This is a genomic window from Desulfatiglans parachlorophenolica (genome assembly GCF_055394735.1).
The window spans coordinates 4,306,476-4,325,127 of sequence record NZ_AP042460.1 but is presented as its reverse complement, the minus strand read 5'-3'; the positions used below and the strand labels follow the sequence as shown (position 1 = coordinate 4,325,127).

Annotated in this window: 13 protein-coding genes; all 13 read left to right on the top strand. The window is 53.0% G+C overall.

Features of this window, described 5'->3' with window-relative positions:
• The first annotated feature begins 66 nt into the window (after positions 1 to 66).
• The 13 genes from kdpF (at position 67) to ACZ500_RS19925 (ending at position 18,634) form a co-directional block, all read left to right on the top strand.
• On the top strand, positions 67 to 147 hold the full coding sequence (gene kdpF / locus ACZ500_RS19985; protein ID WP_464233096.1) for a K(+)-transporting ATPase subunit F: 81 nt from the start codon (positions 67 to 69) through the stop codon (positions 145 to 147).
• Positions 148 to 159: 12 nt separating this feature from the next.
• On the top strand, positions 160 to 1,833 hold the full coding sequence (gene kdpA, locus ACZ500_RS19980) for a potassium-transporting ATPase subunit KdpA (RefSeq protein WP_464229213.1): 1,674 nt from the start codon (positions 160 to 162) through the stop codon (positions 1,831 to 1,833).
• Between the two features lie 29 nt (positions 1,834 to 1,862).
• Entirely contained in the window at positions 1,863 to 3,941 is a 2,079-nt protein-coding gene (gene kdpB / locus ACZ500_RS19975; protein WP_464229212.1) for a potassium-transporting ATPase subunit KdpB, read from the top strand.
• Between the two features lie 8 nt (positions 3,942 to 3,949).
• Positions 3,950 to 4,537 carry a potassium-transporting ATPase subunit KdpC gene (gene kdpC, locus ACZ500_RS19970; RefSeq protein WP_464229211.1) on the top strand — a complete coding sequence of 196 codons (588 nt, stop codon included), beginning with the start codon at positions 3,950 to 3,952 and terminating at the stop codon, positions 4,535 to 4,537.
• A 1-nt stretch (position 4,538) separates the two neighbouring features.
• A complete protein-coding gene (locus ACZ500_RS19965) occupies positions 4,539 to 6,224 on the top strand; it encodes a PTS sugar transporter subunit IIA (RefSeq protein WP_464229210.1) in 1,686 nt (561 codons plus the stop codon).
• Positions 6,225 to 6,861: 637 nt separating this feature from the next.
• On the top strand, positions 6,862 to 7,092 hold the full coding sequence (locus ACZ500_RS19960) for a helix-turn-helix domain-containing protein (RefSeq protein ID WP_464229209.1): 231 nt from the start codon (positions 6,862 to 6,864) through the stop codon (positions 7,090 to 7,092).
• Entirely contained in the window at positions 7,085 to 7,807 is a 723-nt protein-coding gene (gene radC, locus ACZ500_RS19955) for a RadC family protein (protein WP_464229208.1), read from the top strand. Before ACZ500_RS19960 ends, radC begins: the two co-directional genes overlap by 8 nt.
• A 19-nt stretch (positions 7,808 to 7,826) precedes the next feature.
• Positions 7,827 to 10,049 (top strand): N-6 DNA methylase, encoded by a 2,223-nt coding sequence (locus tag ACZ500_RS19950; RefSeq protein ID WP_464229207.1) that lies wholly within the window; start codon positions 7,827 to 7,829, stop codon positions 10,047 to 10,049.
• On the top strand, positions 10,046 to 11,377 hold the full coding sequence (locus tag ACZ500_RS19945; protein ID WP_464229206.1) for a restriction endonuclease subunit S domain-containing protein: 1,332 nt from the start codon (positions 10,046 to 10,048) through the stop codon (positions 11,375 to 11,377). Before ACZ500_RS19950 ends, ACZ500_RS19945 begins: the two co-directional genes overlap by 4 nt.
• Positions 11,378 to 12,961: a ParB N-terminal domain-containing protein gene (locus tag ACZ500_RS19940; RefSeq protein ID WP_464229205.1), complete on the top strand. Its 1,584-nt coding sequence runs from the start codon at positions 11,378 to 11,380 to the stop codon at positions 12,959 to 12,961.
• A gap of 16 nt (positions 12,962 to 12,977) precedes the next feature.
• The gene (locus ACZ500_RS19935) at positions 12,978 to 15,656 is read left to right on the top strand and encodes a TrlF family AAA-like ATPase (RefSeq protein WP_464229204.1); all 2,679 of its coding nucleotides are present in this window, start codon (positions 12,978 to 12,980) and stop codon (positions 15,654 to 15,656) included.
• 19 nt (positions 15,657 to 15,675) lie between these two features.
• Positions 15,676 to 16,905, top strand: a complete 1,230-nt coding sequence (locus ACZ500_RS19930; protein ID WP_464229203.1) for an ATP-binding protein — start codon at positions 15,676 to 15,678, stop codon at positions 16,903 to 16,905.
• Between the two features lie 844 nt (positions 16,906 to 17,749).
• Positions 17,750 to 18,634, top strand: coding sequence for a nucleotidyl transferase AbiEii/AbiGii toxin family protein (locus tag ACZ500_RS19925; protein WP_464229202.1), 885 nt, complete (start codon positions 17,750 to 17,752; stop codon positions 18,632 to 18,634).
• Positions 18,635 to 18,652 lie beyond the last annotated feature (18 nt).

The window sequence follows — 18,652 nt, the reverse complement described above, 5'->3', positions numbered from 1 at the left end:
GATTAGTCATTTTCGTCGCGCTGGCGGCCCTTACAGTTGCTTGCGACAAGAAATAAGGAGGCTGGCATGCCCTATCTTTCAGCAATCGTCCTGGTGTTGTGCATGGCGTACCTCGTTTACGCCATCATCGACCCCGAGCGATTTTAACGGAGAAACATCATGTGGATTGTTTTCATAGCGATAATTCTTGGAACAGCGGTATTGCTGTCATGGCCCCTGGGTAAAGCCATGACTTGGGCGATGAACCCCGGCGGCAAGATCGGTGGTGTTCGTGGCGGCGCTGAGAGACTCTTTGAAAAATCGGCGGGCAAGGTTATCGCCAAGGAGCAGACTTGGAAGGAGTATGTGTTGTCCATGCTCCTTTTCAACGGGTTCATGTTCCTTGTCGTGTTCGCGATTTTAGCGATGCAACAGGTGCTTCCCCTCAACCCGGATGTCAAGGGCGCGCTTTCACCTGATCTAATCTTTCATACGGTGGCGTCATTCACATCGAACACGAACCTTCAACACTATTCGGGGGAGGTCTCATTAAGCTATTTTTCGCAGATTTTCGGCTTGATGTGGTTGCAATTCGTTTCCGCCGCCACGGGAATCGCCGCCTTGACCGCCTTGGCCAGAGGGCTCGCCGGCAAAACGTTGCTCGGAAACTTTTATCGCGATCTCATGCGGGCGACCTTTCTCGTGTTGCCGCCACTGGCTGTGGCTGTGGCGGTGTTTCTTCTGCTGGGCGGTGTTCCCATGACCTTGCAGGGCTCAGCTACTGTCAAAACACTTGAAGGCGTTCTGCAAACCATCGCCAGGGGACCGGTCGCGGCTTTCGTGGCTATCAAACAATTGGGCACCAATGGCGGCGGTTTCTTTGGTCCCAACTCGGCGCATCCCTTCGAGAATCCGTCTTTCTTCACCAACATCGTCGAGTGCCTGAGCATCATTCTGATTCCAATGGCATCGGTGTGGATGTTCGGCCGCATCACGGGCCGGATGCGACACGCGGTTATTGTCTTCGCGGTTATGAGCGTGTTGCTGGTTGGAACGGTTGGACTCGCCGTCCATTTTGAAAGCGTTCCAACAGCCGCCTTTAGCGGATTGCCGATTCAGGCAACCGGAAACCTCGAGGGCAAGGAACTCCGCTTCGGTTCCGCCGCCGGCCCGCTATGGGGAACGCTCACAACCGCCACGAGCAACGGATCGGTCGACAGCATGCACGACAGCTTCAATCCGCTTACCGGTCTCATTCCATTGGCGGGAATGTGGCTAAACGTGACCTTTGGCGGAGTTGGCGTGGGTTTGATCAACATGTTCCTGTACATCATCGTGGGCGTGTTCATCTGCGGCATGATGGTCGGACGAACACCGGAATATTTCAATCGCAAGGTTGAAACCCGCGAGATGAAGCTCGCCCTCTTGACGCTTCTGATTCACCCGCTGTTCATCCTGGGCGGAACGGCCTTATTCGCCTTGACCCCATGGGGTGCCTCGACAGTGCACAATCCCGGCGCGCACGGGTTCACGGAAATCCTCTATGAGTTCAGTTCCGCGGCGGCTAACAACGGGTCGGGTTTCGAGGGCTTGGGCGACAACACGGTTCCCTGGAACGTGGCCACCGGCATCATCATGCTGCTGGCCCGATTCGTTCCGATCATTTTGCCCTTGGCCATCGCCGGGGCCTTGGCCGCGAAGAAACCGGCACCGGAAACCACAGGAACCCTGCGAACGGACGCCTTCCTATTCGGCATGGTCATTTTGGGCAGCGTGGTCTTCATTGGGGCGCTGTTGTTCCTGCCGGTGGCCGTCCTGGGTCCGATCGCGGAGCATTTGGCGGCCGGGCTATGAGCCGGGGCATGGGAAAAGAGGGTTGAAGCATGAATAATCATATAAATGAAAGCGTACAATTAAAGCTTGACCGTCGCAAGGCTCGACGGGCCTCGATCCTTGAGAGAGACCTGGTGCGAACCGCCGGGAAACAATCCGTGGTCATGCTGAAACCTTGGGTCATGGCGCGGAATCCCGTGATGTTCGTTACCGAGATCGGGGCGGCGCTGACCACTCTTGTGCTGATTGTGGATCTGTTTCACGAACAGTCGGCGTTCTTCTATACATTCGCAGTGACGGCCATCCTCTGGTTGACCGTGCTCTTGGCCAATTTCGCAGAGGCCTTGGCCGAGGCCCGGGGCAAGGCCCAGGCGGATACGCTGAAACGGACCCGGCGCAAAACCCTTGCCCGAAGAGTGATGAATGGCGTCGAGGAACAGGTGAGTTCCGACGAGCTTCGTAAAGGCGATGTCGTGTTGGTTAGCGCCGGTGAATCCATCCCCAGCGATGGCGAGGTGATCGAGGGAGCCGCGACCGTGGATGAGTCCGCGATTACGGGTGAGTCCGCGCCCGTGGTCCGGGAAGCCGGAGGTGATCGATCCGGCGTCACAGGGGGCACGCGCGTCCTTTCCGACCGGATCAAGATTCGCATCACCGCGGGGGCGGGCGAGTCCTTTCTCGACCGCATGATTGCCCTTGTGGAGGGGGCGGTCAGACAGAAAACCCCCAACGAGCTTGCCCTCACCGTGACATTGGCGGGGCTCACACTTGCTTTTCTGATGGTGACCGGAGCCCTTTGGCCGATCGGTCGATACTTTGGCGTGGACCTTCCGATCCCGACGTTGATCGCCCTGCTGGTCTGCCTCATCCCCACCACCATCGGTGCTTTACTTGCGGCTATCGGGCTTGCAGGCATGGATCGCGCTCTCTCGGCCAACGTGCTGGCCAAAAGCGGCAAAGCGGTGGAATTGGCCGGCGACATCGACACGCTGCTTCTGGACAAAACCGGCACCATCACCATGGGTGATCGCCAGGCAACTGCCTATCATCCGTTGCCCGGGGTGACGAAAGAATCGTTGGCCGAGGCCGCCATGTGTGCATCCTTTGGAGATCAGACACCCGAGGGCAAATCCATTGTCCGGCTTGGAGAGGGGACTCTTGGACCCGGAGCGCCGGGCGAATCGCCACAAGCCAAGGTCATTCCCTTCACGGCGCAGACACGCTTGAGCGGCCTTGATTTGCCCGATGGCCACAGCTACCGCAAAGGCGCTTCCGACGCTGTTTGCGCCTATATCCGTGAACAAGGCGCCTTGATTCCCGAGGCAACCCAGCGACTGGTAGATGATGTCGCGCGCCAGGGAAGCACGCCCATTGTCGTTGCCGAGGGCAAAAACATCCTCGGAGTGGTCGCGCTTTCGGATGTCCTGAAACCCGGCATCCGAGATCGATTTGAGCGGCTGCGGGCCATGGGGCTGCGCGTCGTCATGGTGACGGGCGACAATCCCCTAACCGCGGCGGCTATCGCCAGGCAGGCGGGTGTGGATGATTACATCGCGGAAGCTAAGCCGGAGGACAAACTTGAGTACATCCGGAAAGAACAGCGCGCGGGAAGACTGATCGCGATGATGGGAGACGGCACGAACGACGCTCCGGCGCTTGCCCAGGCGGATATCGGCGTCGCCATGAACTCCGGCACCCAGGCGGCCAAGGAAGCCGGAAACATGGTGGATTTGGATAGCGACCCCACCAAGCTGATCGAGGTCATCGAGATCGGAAAACAACTGCTCATGACCCGGGGCGCGCTGACGACATTTTCCATAGCCAATGATGTGGCGAAATATTTCGCCATCATCCCGGCCATGTTCATGCTGGCGATTCCACAACTGGCGGCCCTCAATATCATGAGATTGGAGACGCCGGGAAGCGCGATTCTTTCGGCCCTGATTTTCAACGCCATCATCATCCCGCTTCTGATTCCCATCGCCATCAAGGGAGTCAAGTATCGTCCCATGGGAGCGGAGAGCATCCTGAGACGGAACCTCCTGGTCTATGGGTTGGGAGGTGTAATCGCACCCTTTGCCGGCATCAAGTTGATCGACCTGGCCTTGAGCTTGACCGGATTGTTTTAGGAGGGATCATGGACGATACGATTGAAAGAACCGGCTTTATCACCCAGGCGGGCACATCGATCAGGATCGTGCTTGTTACGATGGTGATTTGCTGTCTTATCTATCCCTTGGTGGTATTGGGCATTGGGCAGACCCTGACGCCGAATTCTGCCAACGGGTCGCTGGTAAGCAATGGCCGGGGAGAAATCGTCGGCAGTAAGCTCGTTGCCCAGAAGTTTGACCGGCCCGAGTACTTCTGGCCGCGACCATCGGCGGTTGACTATAACGCGGCGGCCGCGGGGGGCAGTAACTTGTCACCCACCAATCCGGAGCTCCGCGAGAGGGCAAAGACCCTGGTCGCCAGGTTCAAAGCGACCGCCGAAGATCCTATTCCCGCAGATTTGGTAACCGCTTCGGGAAGCGGCCTCGATCCGAACATCACGCTTACCGCCGCCAGATACCAGGCGGGAAGGGTCGCCGCGGCCCGAGGTTTATCCAATGAAACCATAATGGAATTGCTGGACAGATATGCGCGCCGTCCGGGGGGAATGCTTACCCCGCAACCGCTGGTAAACGTATTGCTTGTGAATATGGCCTTGGACAGGTTGGGCAAATGAGATGAACGGAAACCGCGCGGACAACTTCCTGCGTCTGATCCGCCGCTCGCAGCGGGGCAGGTTGAAAATCTACCTCGGCTATGCCGCCGGGGTGGGTAAGACGTACCAGATGCTCCAGGAAGGTCACCGCATCAAGGAGGATGGCATCGATCTGACCCTCGGTCTTGTCGAAACGCATGGGAGGGCGGAAACCGAGGCCTTGATCATGGGATTGGAGGTGATTCCACGCCGTAAGGTCACCTATCGCGGGATCGAGATCGAGGAGATGGACCTCGACGCGATCCTGTCCAGACGTCCGAGCGTTGTCCTAGTGGATGAATTGGCCCACACCAACGTGCCGGGTAGCAGGAATGCCAAACGCTACCAAGATGTTGAAGAGCTTCTTGCCGCGGGCATTCACGTCATCTCAACGCTGAACATCCAGCATTTGGAAAGCCTGTATGAAACCGTCGAACGGGCCACGGGGGTCAAGGTGCGCGAGCGAATCCCCGACCGCGTGGTCGCCGAAGCCGACCAGCTTGTCAACGTCGATATTACCATCGAGGACTTGCGGCGCCGCTTAAAGGAAGGAAAAGTCTACACCAAGGAGCGGATTGAAACCGCGTTGGACCATTTCTTCAAGCCGACCAACCTGGAACAGCTTCGTGAGCTGACCCTTCGTGAGTTGGCGGCCCAAATCGATTCGCGCAGACGCGATCCTCAGGCCGAGGATGTTCCCGCAAGCCCGGATCAGGTCATGGTGTGTTTAAGTTCCAGGGGACCGAACAGCGAGGCCTTGCTGCGTTATGCGTCGCGCCTGGCCGGGCGGCTGAACCGTAACTGGTATGCCGTATATGTGCAGACATCCATGGAACAACCCACTGTCATCGACGCGGCAACCCAGCGGATGCTCTCCGACACTCTGACCCTTGCTCAGCAATTGGGGGCAACGGTCTTCACCTACAAGGGCGACGATGTCGTCAAGACCATCCTCCAATTTGCCAAGGAGTATCGTGTCGGGCACATTGTGATTGGTACCCCTGGGAAAAAGGTGCCTTTCTGGAAGCGATTGCGTGGGGAAGGCAGTATCCTGGATCGGTTGGTTACCGAGGGAGCAGGAATTACCGTCATTGTTCTGGACACGAAGGCCATACGGGAAGAGCGACCATCCCCTGAAATAATCCCTCCGGCTGTTGAATCGGATGAAGGACTCAAGGCACGTAAGGACTTCATCGGTGAGGGCGGTGCGGCGCTTTCGAGGACGACTATTCTGGTTTGGGAAAAGGTCATTGAAAAAGAGGATGCAATCAAGCGTCTGCTCGATTCCTGTCGCGAGATTGGTAAGGGGCAGATGGAATCGGCATTGGAATCCGTTCTCGACCGAGAAAAACAAGGCGGGACGTTCGTGGGCGAGGACGTGGTGATTCCTCATGCGCGGATAGCGGGTTTATCTCGCCCTATAATGGCTATTGGCGTCGGCAGAGAGGGTATCCAAGACCAAGAGGCGGGACGGAAGGTTCGGCTAATGATTCTACTGTTATCCCCCATTGCTCCGCCGGAAAGCCATTTGGAGGCGCTCGGCCTGATCAGCAGGATGGCTCGGGATGACCAGTGGCGTAAGGATGTGCTTGCCGCCACGAAACCCGCCGAGATCACGAGGGCCATTCAGATATGGGAAGCTGGTCAACAGGATTCCGTCGAGACGTGACACCGTCAGGATCATCGGGGCCAATATTTTGTCCTACTGTCCCAGGGCCCGACTCGTTGAGCAATCAGAACTCCGGGGATGGCAACCCAAGATGATTTATCTCCATAGTGGATTCACGGAAATATGACTTGACACCGCATCCGGTCCGCCGGGAACGGCCCGCTCTTTGATAACTCGTTGAATGATAAGCGCTTTCGGATTGACATCCGAATGGAGAACGGTTATGAAAAGGGTTGCACATGGGGAGCCAACAACGAATGCAACCCTCTTCGAACCGGTTGCTTAACGAATAGAGCCCCGTATCAGTGATGCGGGGCTTCGTTTTTAATAGAGTTGTAATTACAAAAGGTTACACCGCTCCCGACATTCCCTTCCAAGTTCTCCATTCTCCAGAAAGCCTGCTTTTTCATGTACATCACCGCTTTTTGAGTTCGAAGATGGCTTTTGGACCCCGAAAGGAACGCTGAATTCTCCCGTTCTCCGTTTTTCGGGTCGTCTTGTTTAACAGCCCGGTTGCATCTGGGTGTCCGAATTTATCTTTACGAACAAAAAGAGGTTGCGAATATTTTACCGGATGATATAACATCTGTAATCAAGTTCATTATTACCGTTGGATATCACTCTAAAGGATGACGTGATGAAACCAATCCATCCGGATTACCCGGCATTGGTTAAGGAGGTGCGGCGACAGCTTGCTATCAGCCAGGAGGATTTGGCTCGCGAGTTGGGGGTCAGCTATGCCACGGTCAATCGCTGGGAAAATGGTCAGGCCAAGCCGTCAAAATTGGCCCGGGCGCAGTTGGATGCTTTCTGTGAAAGAATGAAGACGGACGGAGCGTTGGATCTTTCGGGGAGCAAAAATGGTTAAAGGCCAAACTAAATCCAATGGGGCGCATAAATCTGAACGTCAAGCTATCAAGGATTGGCCTGTAACCGAACGTCCACGGGAGAAACTTCTCCAAATAGGGCCTGAAGGGCTCTCAGATGGGGAATTGCTGGCGGTTTTGCTTCGCATTGGGAAGGTAGGACAGTCCGCCGAAGACCTGGCTCGACAGTTGATTTCCATGTTTAACGGCATCAGCGGGATCGATCGCGCTCACGTGGAGGAGCTTCTTGCCATCCCCGGCATGGGCATCGCCAAGACGGCGCAACTGAAAGCCGCCATTGAAATTGGCAAAAGAGCCCGCAGGCAAACAGCCCGACCCAAGGATTTCAGCAATTCGGCGGAGGTGGTTGCTTATATCCGCCCGCGATTTGAAGGCCAGCGCCAAGAATGCTTTCTATCCATCCTTCTGGACGGTCAGAACCGCCTGCTCGCTGAAAGGCTCATTACGGAAGGCATTCCGACGCAAGCCACGGTCTATGTAAGGCGGGTGATGGAAGAAGCTTTGCGTGTATCGGCAAGCGCATTCGTTGTGGCTCACAACCATCCATCGGGGCATCCGAACCCTTCCCCCGGCGATGACAAGACGACGCAGGAACTGAAGCAAGCCGCCGGTCTTCTGAATTTGGTGTTTCAGGATCACATTATCATTGGCGGCGGAACCAGTTACTTCAGTTATGCCGAAAACGACAAATTATAATCGATATTGGGAGTGATGCGTGGCCAAAAAAAGCTATGTAAAAGCAGATGAAATCCAAGTCAAAGGCAGCCAAATTTTTAGCCCTGTCCGACGGAAATGGCTGCCGCTGACCCCTGAAGAACGCGTACGCCAGGAATACTTGCGCGTCTTGACCGAGGCGTATGGTTACACCCTGGACCAGATTTCCGAGGAGATGGATGTATCCGGTCGCGGCAGCGCCCAGGCACGGGCGGATTTTGTGATATGGCGCAGCCCCCTGGACAAGACCAATCAAAAAGCGCCGTTTATCATTATAGAGTGCAAATCGGACAATGTGACCATTAAGGCCCAGGACTATGCTCAGGGAGAGCACTATGCCCGGATGACCCATGCACCTTTTTTCGTGACACACAATTCGCGGGAAACCAAATACTGGCGCGTCAAAAAAGACCGGATGCCCGGATACATTGAAGAAATCGAGAACATCCCCCATGTCGATGCCACGGACAAGGAAATCGAGGAGTTGTTCTCGAAATTGCGCGTGTTCAAAGAGAAAGAGTTTGCCGACCTGCTGCACCAATGCCACAACGTGATCCGCAACCGCGAAAAAAAGGACCCGGCCGCCGCCTTTGATGAAATCGCCAAGATCCTTTTTGTAAAAGTATATGTGGAGCGCAAACTGCTCACCCGCCGCAGCAAGGAAAATCTCTTCACAGTGGATGTGCTCAATCGGCAGATTGCCGAAAACCCACTGGACACGTTATTCCAGGAGACCAAGAAATCCTATTCCGCAGATAGAATTTTTGACGATGATGAACGGATCAACCTGAAACCGGCCACGGGTGAGGAGATTGTTCGTAAGCTGGAAAAATACAACCTTTCCGATACCAGCGAGGATATCAAAGGTGTGGCTTTTGAACGCTTTCTGGGCCGCACTTTTCGCGGAGAAATCGGTCAGTTTTTTACTCCTCGAACCATCGTGGAGTTCATGGTGCACATGATCGACCCCCAGGAGGGCGAGGTGGTCTGTGATCCGGCCAGCGGGTCCGGAGGATTTCTGATCCGCGTGTTTGAGATCGTACGTGAAAAAATCCTGGCTGATGCCGACAGACAGTATAACGATTTTCGGGCAAAGGTTGAAAAGGACAAATCCCTTACAGACACCAAGCGGGCCAAGCTGCTCCAGGAAAAATTCGACGAAATCCAGCAGACCATCGATCAATCCAACGAAGGCTCGCGCCTCTGGAATCTGGCCAACCGCTGCATCTTCGGCACGGACGCCAACGACCGCATGGCCCGTACCAGCAAAATGAACATGATAATGCACGGCGACGGTCATGGCGGGGTCCATCATCATGACGGCTTTCTAAACGTCAACGGCATCTTTGAAACCCGCTTCAATATTGTCCTCACTAATCCGCCCTTCGGCGCAAACGTAGAGCCCTCGGACAAGGTGCTTGAATCCGACATTGCAGTGAAGGATTCAGATGAGCGCCGCTATGTGCGTGAGTTCGGCGAGCCTTATAAAGAAGCCCAGGCGCGGGTAAAGGCCGCCATCAATAAACCCATTGCCAGTCTGTTCGACTTGCCAAAGAGTAATGAATCCAAGATAAAAACCGAAATCCTTTTTATAGAACGCTGCCTGGACTTGCTCAAACCCAGGGGACGCATGGGCATCGTGCTCCCCGAAGGGGTCTATAACAATCCTTCCCTGACCTATGTGCGCCAATTTGTCGAAGATCGGGCTTATCTTAAAGCTGTGGTCAGTCTGCCGCAAGAGACGTTCATCTCTTCAGGTGCCAGCGTCAAAGCCTCGCTGCTTTTTCTCCAGAAATATAGCGATGAGGAAAAGGCGCAGTTCGACCAGATCTATTCGACTGCCAAAGCGGAGATTGAAGCCAAATATGGTGACGAGATTGCGACTGAAATCCAGCGGCTTGAAAATGCCATTGCAGAGGCAAAGGAAAATAAAGATGCCGAGAGCCGAAAATCGCTTCAAAAAGAGCTGAAAGATTACATCAAACATATGGAGGAGAAGAAAGCCGCCGAATCTCGACAGCTATTAAAAGAGCGTTTTGATTATCCCATTTTTATGTATGAGGCAGATAAGGTCGGTATATCCGCCACTGGTGAGGAAGGGCAGAACGAGCTTTATCCGAATGCGAATCAACCGAAAGGGATCGAGAAGAGTTGTTTGGAGTGGTATCGGGAGTTTCTGGCTGATCCAGAATCCTTTTCCGGGACGATAGGAGCTGAAGTATGAGCTTAGCGGATCAAATTCGCCCAAGAGTTTTCTCTATTGGTTTTCAAGACTTGACAACTTGGAGTGTCGCAGCTCAATTTTCCGCTGAATGGAATTGTCCTGTAGAAATCATCAAGCCGTTGGGTCGAATTCTTAAAAGACGGAGTGAAGCAGCGCTCAAAACATTGTCTCCAGAAGCAATGGTTACGTTGCTCACTATTCGTTTCGATGGCTCAATTGAGGCGCGCGAACCGATTCAAATCAAAGATATAAAGGGAAAATTGTTTCGCGTTCATCCTGGAGACGTGGTTTTTTCTAAGATTGATGTGCGCAATGGTTCAATTGGCTTAGCTCCTGACGATATCGAGTGCATGTGTGTAACCTCAGAGTTCCCCGCCTATTCGGTTAAATCTGATAGAGCGCTTCCAGAATATGTAAAACTTCTCTTTAGAACAAAAGCTTTTACAATTTTACTTAATTCAATGATCAGCGGTGCATCAGGAAGAAAGCGCATTCAGCCGTCGCAACTCGAGCTGGCCAAAGTCCCCATCCCCTCACTACATGTTCAACAAGAAATTGTGGCGCATTGGAAAGAGGCGTGGCAACATCAGAAATCGGCAGAAAAGGCGATGATTAAGTTGGTCATCGATCTCCAATCGTATCTTGTCAGGCAGACCCTTTCTTTCAAACAGGTAGCCCGTTCTAAGGTGTTTCTCGCCAACTACGCCGAAATCCAACAATGGGATGCAAAGGCTGGTCGTGCGGCGGCTTTTATTGCTGCCAATCCTGGCTTTGTGAGGCTGGGGGACTTTACGGAAGAATGCTCGGAAACCGTCAAGCCGTGGGAGGCGCCTGAAAAGGAATGGCCTATTTACGGCGTTAATAATAAGGAAGGGGTTTTCCTAAGCGCACATCAACGAGGCGCCAAATTTAACGCACCATATAAAAAAATCGAAAAAGACTGGTTCTTTCATAACCCAACCCGCGCCAATGTCGGTTCTCTTGGCATTGTCCCTAAGGTGCCAGACGATGCAATTACCAGCCCAGAATATCAGGTGTGGCGGCTAAAAGGCGGATATCTGCCGGGCTTCATGGCTTTGCTGACCCGCACAGATTACTTCTTGGCGCTTGTAGCGTTCAATCGGGTGGGAGGTGTCAAGCAGCGGATGTATTATGCAAATCTCGCTGAAATCAGACTGCCCATGATTAAGACTGAAATCCAACAAAAATTTGCGATAAAACGACAAGAGATCCTAAAACGCATTTGGCAGGCCAATGTGATGCTAATGCAAAGAAAAAAGGAGATCGAAAAAATGATCCTCGGCAATCGCTCCGTGGAGGATTTTTAAATGCCCACAGTCAGCCAAACCATCGAATTCGAAGGTTACTTCGCTGAAGGGGTATTGGGTATATTCAAAATCATTCGAGGTTTTGCCGATTTGCGGGATTTGGCGGCGATTTCGGTTCCCTATGAACTAAATGAAGGACCCGAGGCGGGGCGGGTAGTTGGCCACCAGCGCCAATTGAACGAAAAGCATGCTCTGGACATCAAGAAATACCTTGAACAAAGCGACAACAGATTAATACCGGAAATCATTCTGTCCGTTCGTGGTGAGTTTAATAACGTCACCGAGCAAGAAAGAGTTATCGGTGTTGGAACCGGTGAAGGGGCGCTGATTGCCGTCAGTCGCCGATTTGCGGGCAAGCATCAACGGGTTCAACAGATCAGGATTCAGCGCAGCGATCTGGAGGCCGTCAAGCTACAAAAAATGGTTCGCCGTATCGACGGCAATCACCGGCTGGCAATGGCCGAAACCCTTGAGGAAGATCAAATCGTTCCCACCAAGTATTTAGCCCCCTTTTGTCTTATCTTGTTGGGGCCCTCTGAGAATGATGCTGACGATTACGCCGAATCGCTGATCTTCCATACCATCAACAGCACCGCCCTAACGCTTGAATCGGAACACGGATTGCGGCTTTTACTGGGGCAGGACCCGGCCCATGCCATGACACCGGACAATGAGTTCGCGTACAGCCCCGACTTGCACCTGACCCGTCTGCTTTGCAGGCATTTGAACAACTTGCCTGAACAGGTCCGGCAACGGTTTGGTGTTCGTCCATTGAGTTCGCTATGGGAAGCGGCACGGAATCTGATTCAAATGGAGCCGACAATTACAGGAAACCGCGCAGCTCTGACCACCTTTGCCGATGAGCTTTTTGCAGCTCTGGCCGACATATTGACCCGGTTAACATTCCAGCACCCCTCACTCTGCCAGACTTACGCTTTTCTGGAATTGGCCGCCCGCGTCTGGCGTGGGAGCACCGGGAATACCCACGACGAACGAGTGAATGCCGCCGTGGGTTTGTTGGATCGCATCGGCCTATGGCTTGGTGCAGAGGGAATTACCAGCCTGCTTGATCCGCTTTCTCCAGCCAAGCAACTTCTGGAAACCTTCAAGGCTGCTCAACAGCGGGTACCCAAACGGGTATTTCTCGCGCGCTGGTATCCATCCCAAGAGGCAAAGCATAACGCCTTTAACAAGGCAAACTTGCGTTTACAGCAGTTGCAGGAAACGCTTACGGCCATCGAACGGGACCATGGGGTTCGGCTTGATTTGATCGATATGGGTACGGAAGAAGGCGGTGCATTCCCGATTCATAACCGTATGTACGATGCCATTAGATCATCTGATATTATCATCTGCGATTTGACCGGGCAACGCCCCAATGTTTTTGTCGAGGCAGGTTTCGCTCTCAAACACCATGAAAAGAATCGCCTTATTTTCCTTTTCGAACCACGCAACCGGAATGATAAAGTGCCTTTTGATCTGACAACATTTAAGTATGTGCCTATTACGCAAGCTGCTGAGATTCCGAACAAAGTGAAAGCCGAGATTGTTGCCATTTTGCGTGACACAGGCGCGCCAATTTGATCGAGAGGATTGAGACATGAGTACTTTAAATACAATTGAGGATGCCCAAAACTTGCCTTCCGGCGCTCGATTTTATCGCTGCGCGCTGCAGGTCAATCCGTTTGAGTATCTTGTGCGTCACAACAAGCCGACGGCCTTCAGCAATGAAGCGGATTACAATGCGGCGATCATTGACGCATGCCGCCGAATCGGTATCGAAGCTATTGGGATCACAGACCATTATCGCGTCCGGTCGGCACAGTCGCTCATCAAGGCTGCGCAGGCCGCGGGCATTATTGTATTTCCAGGCTTTGAAGCGGTCAGCAAGGACGGCGTGCACCTGCTTTGCCTGTTTGACCCCTCCAAGGATGTCCATTCCCTGGAACGTATCCTTGGGGATTGCGGCATTCATGGCGATGAAACCGTCTCCCCGGCAGGAAAGTACGATGTGATTGAGTTTTTGAAAGAATCCCACGAATGCTGGGGAAGTATTTGTATCGCGGCTCATGTCGCCAGCGAAGGAGGGCTCTTACATCGGCTTTCCGGGCAACCAAGGGTAAATGCATGGACCTGGCCGCACATGTTGGCCTGTGCGTTGCCAGGCCAGGTTAATGACGCCCCCGATGGTATGCGGCCGATCATACAAAACAAAAATCCAGACTATCGTCGTGATCGACCGGTAGCGGTGATCAACGCGCAGGATGTCTCCAGTCCGGAGGATTTGGAAAAGCCCGGTTCGTCCTGCTGGATTAAGATGTCAAATGTTACACTGGAAGGATTGAGGCAAGCCTTTCTCGATCCGGTTTCCAGGATACGCCTGGCCAGTGACCCATCCCCGGAAGAGCATACCGAGTTTATCGCCATGACCTGGCAGGGCGGCTTTTTGGATGGCGCGGCCATTCATCTCAATGAGAACCTCAATGTACTCATTGGTGGACGGGGTACCGGAAAATCGACGATCGTCGAAAGCATCCGTTATGTTCTCGGCATGGAGCCTCTTGGCGAGGAGGCCCTCAAATCCCATAGCGGCATTATCCGGCAGGTCCTGAAAAGCGGTACAAAGATATCCATGCTGATTCGATCTTATCACCCTGATAAGCGTCATTACCTGATTGAACGGACGATTCCCAATCCACCGGTTGTAAAAGACGAGACCGGTAACGTTCTCAATCTGACACCCACGGATGTAGTCCCCCAGACTGAAATATACGGGCAGCACGAGATTTCAGAACTCACGAAAAGCCGGGATAAACTGACCCGGCTTCTGGGCCGTTTTATTGAGCATGATACCGACATCGCAAAACGAAAAAGCAGCGTTCGCCGACAATTGGAGCGTTCGCGCACGCGCCTGCTTGAAACGCTAAAGGAACTTGCCCAAATTGAGGAACGCTTGGCCTCTCTACCGGCGCTTGAAGAAACGTTGCGCCGCTTTCAGGATGCCGGGCTTGAGGAAAAATTGAAGGAGCAAAGCCTGCTTGTGCGGGAAGAACGGGTGCTAAAGACTGCGGAGGAACGCATAGCGCCCTTCAAGGAGTTGCTCAGTCACCTCAATAATTCACTGCCCATCGATATCGCATTTCTTTCTGAAAAAGCCCTCGCCGATTTGCCGGGGAAGGATATCTTGAGTAGAGCAAACGGCATATTGAATCAATTGGCCGAAGAGATGAAGCGAATCGCTGAAGAAATAAAACAAGCGATTGAAAGATCGCAGACCGGATTGGGCGAGATTCGTAAGCGCTGTGAGGAACGGAAAATCGCGGTCATGAAAGCTTACGAGACTATCTTGCGTGACCTGCAGAAATCCAAAATCGATGGCGAAGAATTCATCCGCCTGCGACGGCAGATTGAAGAGCTTCGTCCGCTGAAGGAAAGACAGACTCTGTTGACGCGCGATATGCAGGCACATGAGTCGGAGCGACGCAATTTGCTCTCCGAATGGGAGGATGTCAAGGCCGAGGAGTTCCGGAAAATTGAGCGCGCCGCGAAGAAAGTCAGTAAGAAACTCGAGGGACGTGTTTTGGTCGATGTGGCTGCGGGCGGCAACCGGGAGCCGTTGTTTCAACTCCTACGTGATCAAATCGGTGGTCGATTATCCGAAGCGATCGAGACATTGACAAAGCGTGCGGATTTTTCATTGCCGATTTTCGCATCAGCGTGCAGGGGTGGCCGGGAAACGCTTTCCCGTCAATTCGGAATTCCCTCCAGCCAAGCCGAACGTATTGCCCAGGCAAAGCCCGATGCCATCATGCAAATCGAGGAGCTGGAATTACCGCCGACCACAGCCATCAAATTGAATGTGGCCGCTGACAATCAGCCCCCCATGTGGCAGGCCCTGGAGGATCTTTCCACAGGCCAGAAAGCGACGGCGGTTCTTCTTCTTTTATTGCTTGAGTCAAATGCACCTTTGGTCGTGGACCAACCTGAAGACGATCTGGACAATCGCTTCATTTCCGATGGCATCGTTCCGAAAATGCGTGAAGAAAAACGTCGTCGTCAATTCATTTTTGCCACCCATAATGCCAACATCCCTGTTTTAGCGGACGCCGAATTAATCGTGGGGTTGACAGCTTATGGCGAGGCGGGCCAGGGTAAAGCCAAGATGCCTCAGGAACACATGGGCTCCATCGACACACAGGCGGTCCGCGAAATGGTTGAAGAGATACTCGAGGGCGGCAAGGATGCCTTTGAGATGCGTCGCCTAAAATACGGATTTTAGAAAATTTAGGAATAGCGAGATGACTAAGACAGAGCTTTTAGAACTGATCAAAAATGGCGAAAACTCCGGAGTGGAGTTCAAGCGCGATACCATCGACAACCGGGCAATGGCCAAGGAACTTGTTGCATTTGCTAACCATTTTGGTGGCAGGGTAATCTTGGGCGTGGATGATGATGGTAGCATTGCGGGTTTAACCAGGGAGCGCCTGGAAGAGTGGATCATGACCGTCTGCAGGGATAAGATTCGCCCTGAATTGATCCCTTTTTTCGAGATCATCCGAGATGTGGAACCGGGCAAAGATATTGCAGTCGTTCAAGTCGATCGAGGCTGGGCGGTACATCACATGTGGCATAACAATCACCGTACCTACTATATCCGTGTGGGCACTCTGAGCCGAGAAGCTAGTGCCGAAGAATTGGAGCGATTGTTCCAACAAAGAGGCGCCTTCCGCTTGGAGGTGCGCGGCGTATCCGGCTCATCTATGGCCGATTTCGATTACCGTCGGCTCCGCGACTATTTCGAGAGGGTCCGGCAACAAGCTGTTCCACCAGGCGAGCCATTGCTGGGAGATATTAAAAACCAATGGTGTACACTTCTTGTGAACACAGAATTCCTGATCGAAGATGTCGATTGCAGACCAGCAACTGTAGCAGGTCTATTGCTATTCTGTGCCAATCCGAATCGCTTTTTGCCTCAAGCTGGAATTGATGCAGTCGCTTATCCCGGCAAGGAAAAAGATTATGCCGCGAAGGAACGTTTATCAATCCGGGGCCCGATGACGGCCCTTCTTGGAGATGAAGGCATTGTTGAAAATGGACTTGTTGAACAGGCTGTTGAATTCGTAAGGAGGAATACCGGGGTCGCTTCCTCACTTGCCGCCGGCGCGAGACTCGAACAGAAATGGACATATCCGGAAGAAGCGGTCAGGGAGGCCATCGTAAACGCCCTGGTGCATCGGGACTACCTTCTGTCTGGTACGACAGTGGAGTTGTCTATCTACGAGGATCGATTGGAGGTGATTTCCCCAGGACGTCTTCCTAACGGCATCACCCCCCAGCGAATGCTAACAGGTTGCCGTGCAGCCCGAAACCAATTGCTCAAGGATGTAATGAGAGACTATGGTTATCTTGAACACATGGGCATGGGGGTGCCTCGTAAAATCGTCAAAGAGATGCAGAAACATAATGGGACAGCGCCCGATCTGATCGAGGATGGCGAACTCTTCACGGTAAGACTTTGGAAAAAATGAGCGAAATGAAACCACCGGCAACTGTTGCATTTTATGCAATAGCTGCCGGTAAAAACATTATGTTTGGCACCGGTTAGCAGTTTCCCCCTATTCTCATCTAAAAGGGAATCACCGAGGAATCCTCAGCAGTTCAAAACCTAAGGGCTATGACATATATGAAACCGACCTCTGACAAATGCTTTGATATCGGACTTTTGCTCCTGGTTGACCGGAAATGTGATTCAACATCGTTTCCAGTCCGCCAATAACGGCTTTTATCGGATAATCCCTTGAATATATTATTGTTGCTGATCAAAAACCGAATGGAGAATGGTTATGAAAAGGGTTACGCTCGGGGAGCCAGTTTTAAATCCGCTGATTTCAGCGGTTCTTGTTTAACGCAAGCCCCCGTGGGGTGATCCCCTCGGGGTGTTGTCGTTTCTGGCGTGTCCACGCCCACTTACGCCACCTTTCACATCCTTCCCGATTCTCCGTTTCGAAGCCCGCGGTCCGGGGGCCGGATGCAACCCTGCGGGTTTCGCGCGCTCTCCGAAAATGTCCTTCCCGAATTCTCCCGTTCTCCGTTTTTCGAGTCGCCTTCTTTAACAGCCCGGTTGCATCCGGGCACCCGCTTCGACGTTTCGAACATACCTCTGGCAGGTATCTGCCGAAAGCCGGACCAGTGGGTCCGGCGCAAACGGATTACCAGACAGCGGAAACGGCCGTAAAAACGGAGACCGTTGTAGGTGCCGGGCGAACTCCAACGACGGCCGATGAAATCTTAATTTTCCTTGAATGTTCAGCAATGACCAGACATACTGTTATCACTTAAAAATAAGTGGAAACGTTTTGTCTGGAGCCCAACATGAAAGAAAGACCTGAAGAAATCTTCCGCAATCGTGCCAGAAGTGGCCATAGACCATTTAACGAGTTGCTTCAATATTATGCCATGGAGCGATTCCTCTACCGGCTGTCCCAATCGGTTCACGTCGACCGATTCATTCTCAAAGGGGCTCTGATGTTGAGGGTCTGGCGTTCCCCAGAACTTCGTCCGACCATGGACATTGACATGCTGGGAAGAACGAACAACGAGGAGACAGACATCGTCGCGCAGGTCCATGACATATTGACTGTGGATATTGAAACGGACGGGCTGGCCTTCGATCCTGCTTCCATTCAAGCCGAACGGATTAACGCAGATGCGGATTACGAAGGGATCAGGATTCGGTTCCTTGGCGCATTGGGCTCAGCGAGAATCAATATGCAGATTGACATCGGCTTTGGTGACATCGTTTATCCGGAGCCGGAAAAATTGGATCTACCGACCATGCTGAATTCCCCGGCGCCAAGGTTGCTCTGCTACAGTCGCGAAACCTCTATAGCGGAAAAGTTCGAAGCGATGGTCAAGTTGGGTATGCTGAACAGCAGGATGAAGGATTTCTATGACATCTGGTTATTGTCTCGACAGTTCGATTTTGACGGTCCAAGACTGACCGAGGCCGTTCGCCTGACTTTTGAACGGCGCGGCACGGAGTTGCCCGCGGAAATAGATGCGTTCTATGAACCTTTCGTCGAGAACAAACAGATCCAGTGGGCGGCGTTCAGGAAAAGGCTCGGGCAGGATCACATTCCGGTTTCGTTCAGAGAAATCGCGGCCTCGGTGGACAGCTTCCTATCGCCCATCGTCGCGGTCCTTTCTTCCGGCAAACAAAGCCCCACAAACTGGACAGCACCCGGGCCATGGGCCTAACCTGTTAAACTTCCATCA

Coding starts and splice junctions, on each gene's coding strand:
- ACZ500_RS19960 (WP_464229209.1), top strand. CDS start 6,862: ATGAAACCAATCCATCCGGATTACCCGGCATTGGTTAAGGAGGTGCGG.
- ACZ500_RS19945 (WP_464229206.1), top strand. CDS start 10,046: ATGAGCTTAGCGGATCAAATTCGCCCAAGAGTTTTCTCTATTGGTTTT.
- kdpF (WP_464233096.1), top strand. CDS start 67: ATGCCCTATCTTTCAGCAATCGTCCTGGTGTTGTGCATGGCGTACCTC.
- ACZ500_RS19925 (WP_464229202.1), top strand. CDS start 17,750: ATGAAAGAAAGACCTGAAGAAATCTTCCGCAATCGTGCCAGAAGTGGC.
- ACZ500_RS19965 (WP_464229210.1), top strand. CDS start 4,539: ATGAACGGAAACCGCGCGGACAACTTCCTGCGTCTGATCCGCCGCTCG.
- ACZ500_RS19940 (WP_464229205.1), top strand. CDS start 11,378: ATGCCCACAGTCAGCCAAACCATCGAATTCGAAGGTTACTTCGCTGAA.
- kdpC (WP_464229211.1), top strand. CDS start 3,950: ATGGACGATACGATTGAAAGAACCGGCTTTATCACCCAGGCGGGCACA.
- kdpA (WP_464229213.1), top strand. CDS start 160: ATGTGGATTGTTTTCATAGCGATAATTCTTGGAACAGCGGTATTGCTG.
- radC (WP_464229208.1), top strand. CDS start 7,085: ATGGTTAAAGGCCAAACTAAATCCAATGGGGCGCATAAATCTGAACGT.
- ACZ500_RS19930 (WP_464229203.1), top strand. CDS start 15,676: ATGACTAAGACAGAGCTTTTAGAACTGATCAAAAATGGCGAAAACTCC.
- kdpB (WP_464229212.1), top strand. CDS start 1,863: ATGAATAATCATATAAATGAAAGCGTACAATTAAAGCTTGACCGTCGC.
- ACZ500_RS19935 (WP_464229204.1), top strand. CDS start 12,978: ATGAGTACTTTAAATACAATTGAGGATGCCCAAAACTTGCCTTCCGGC.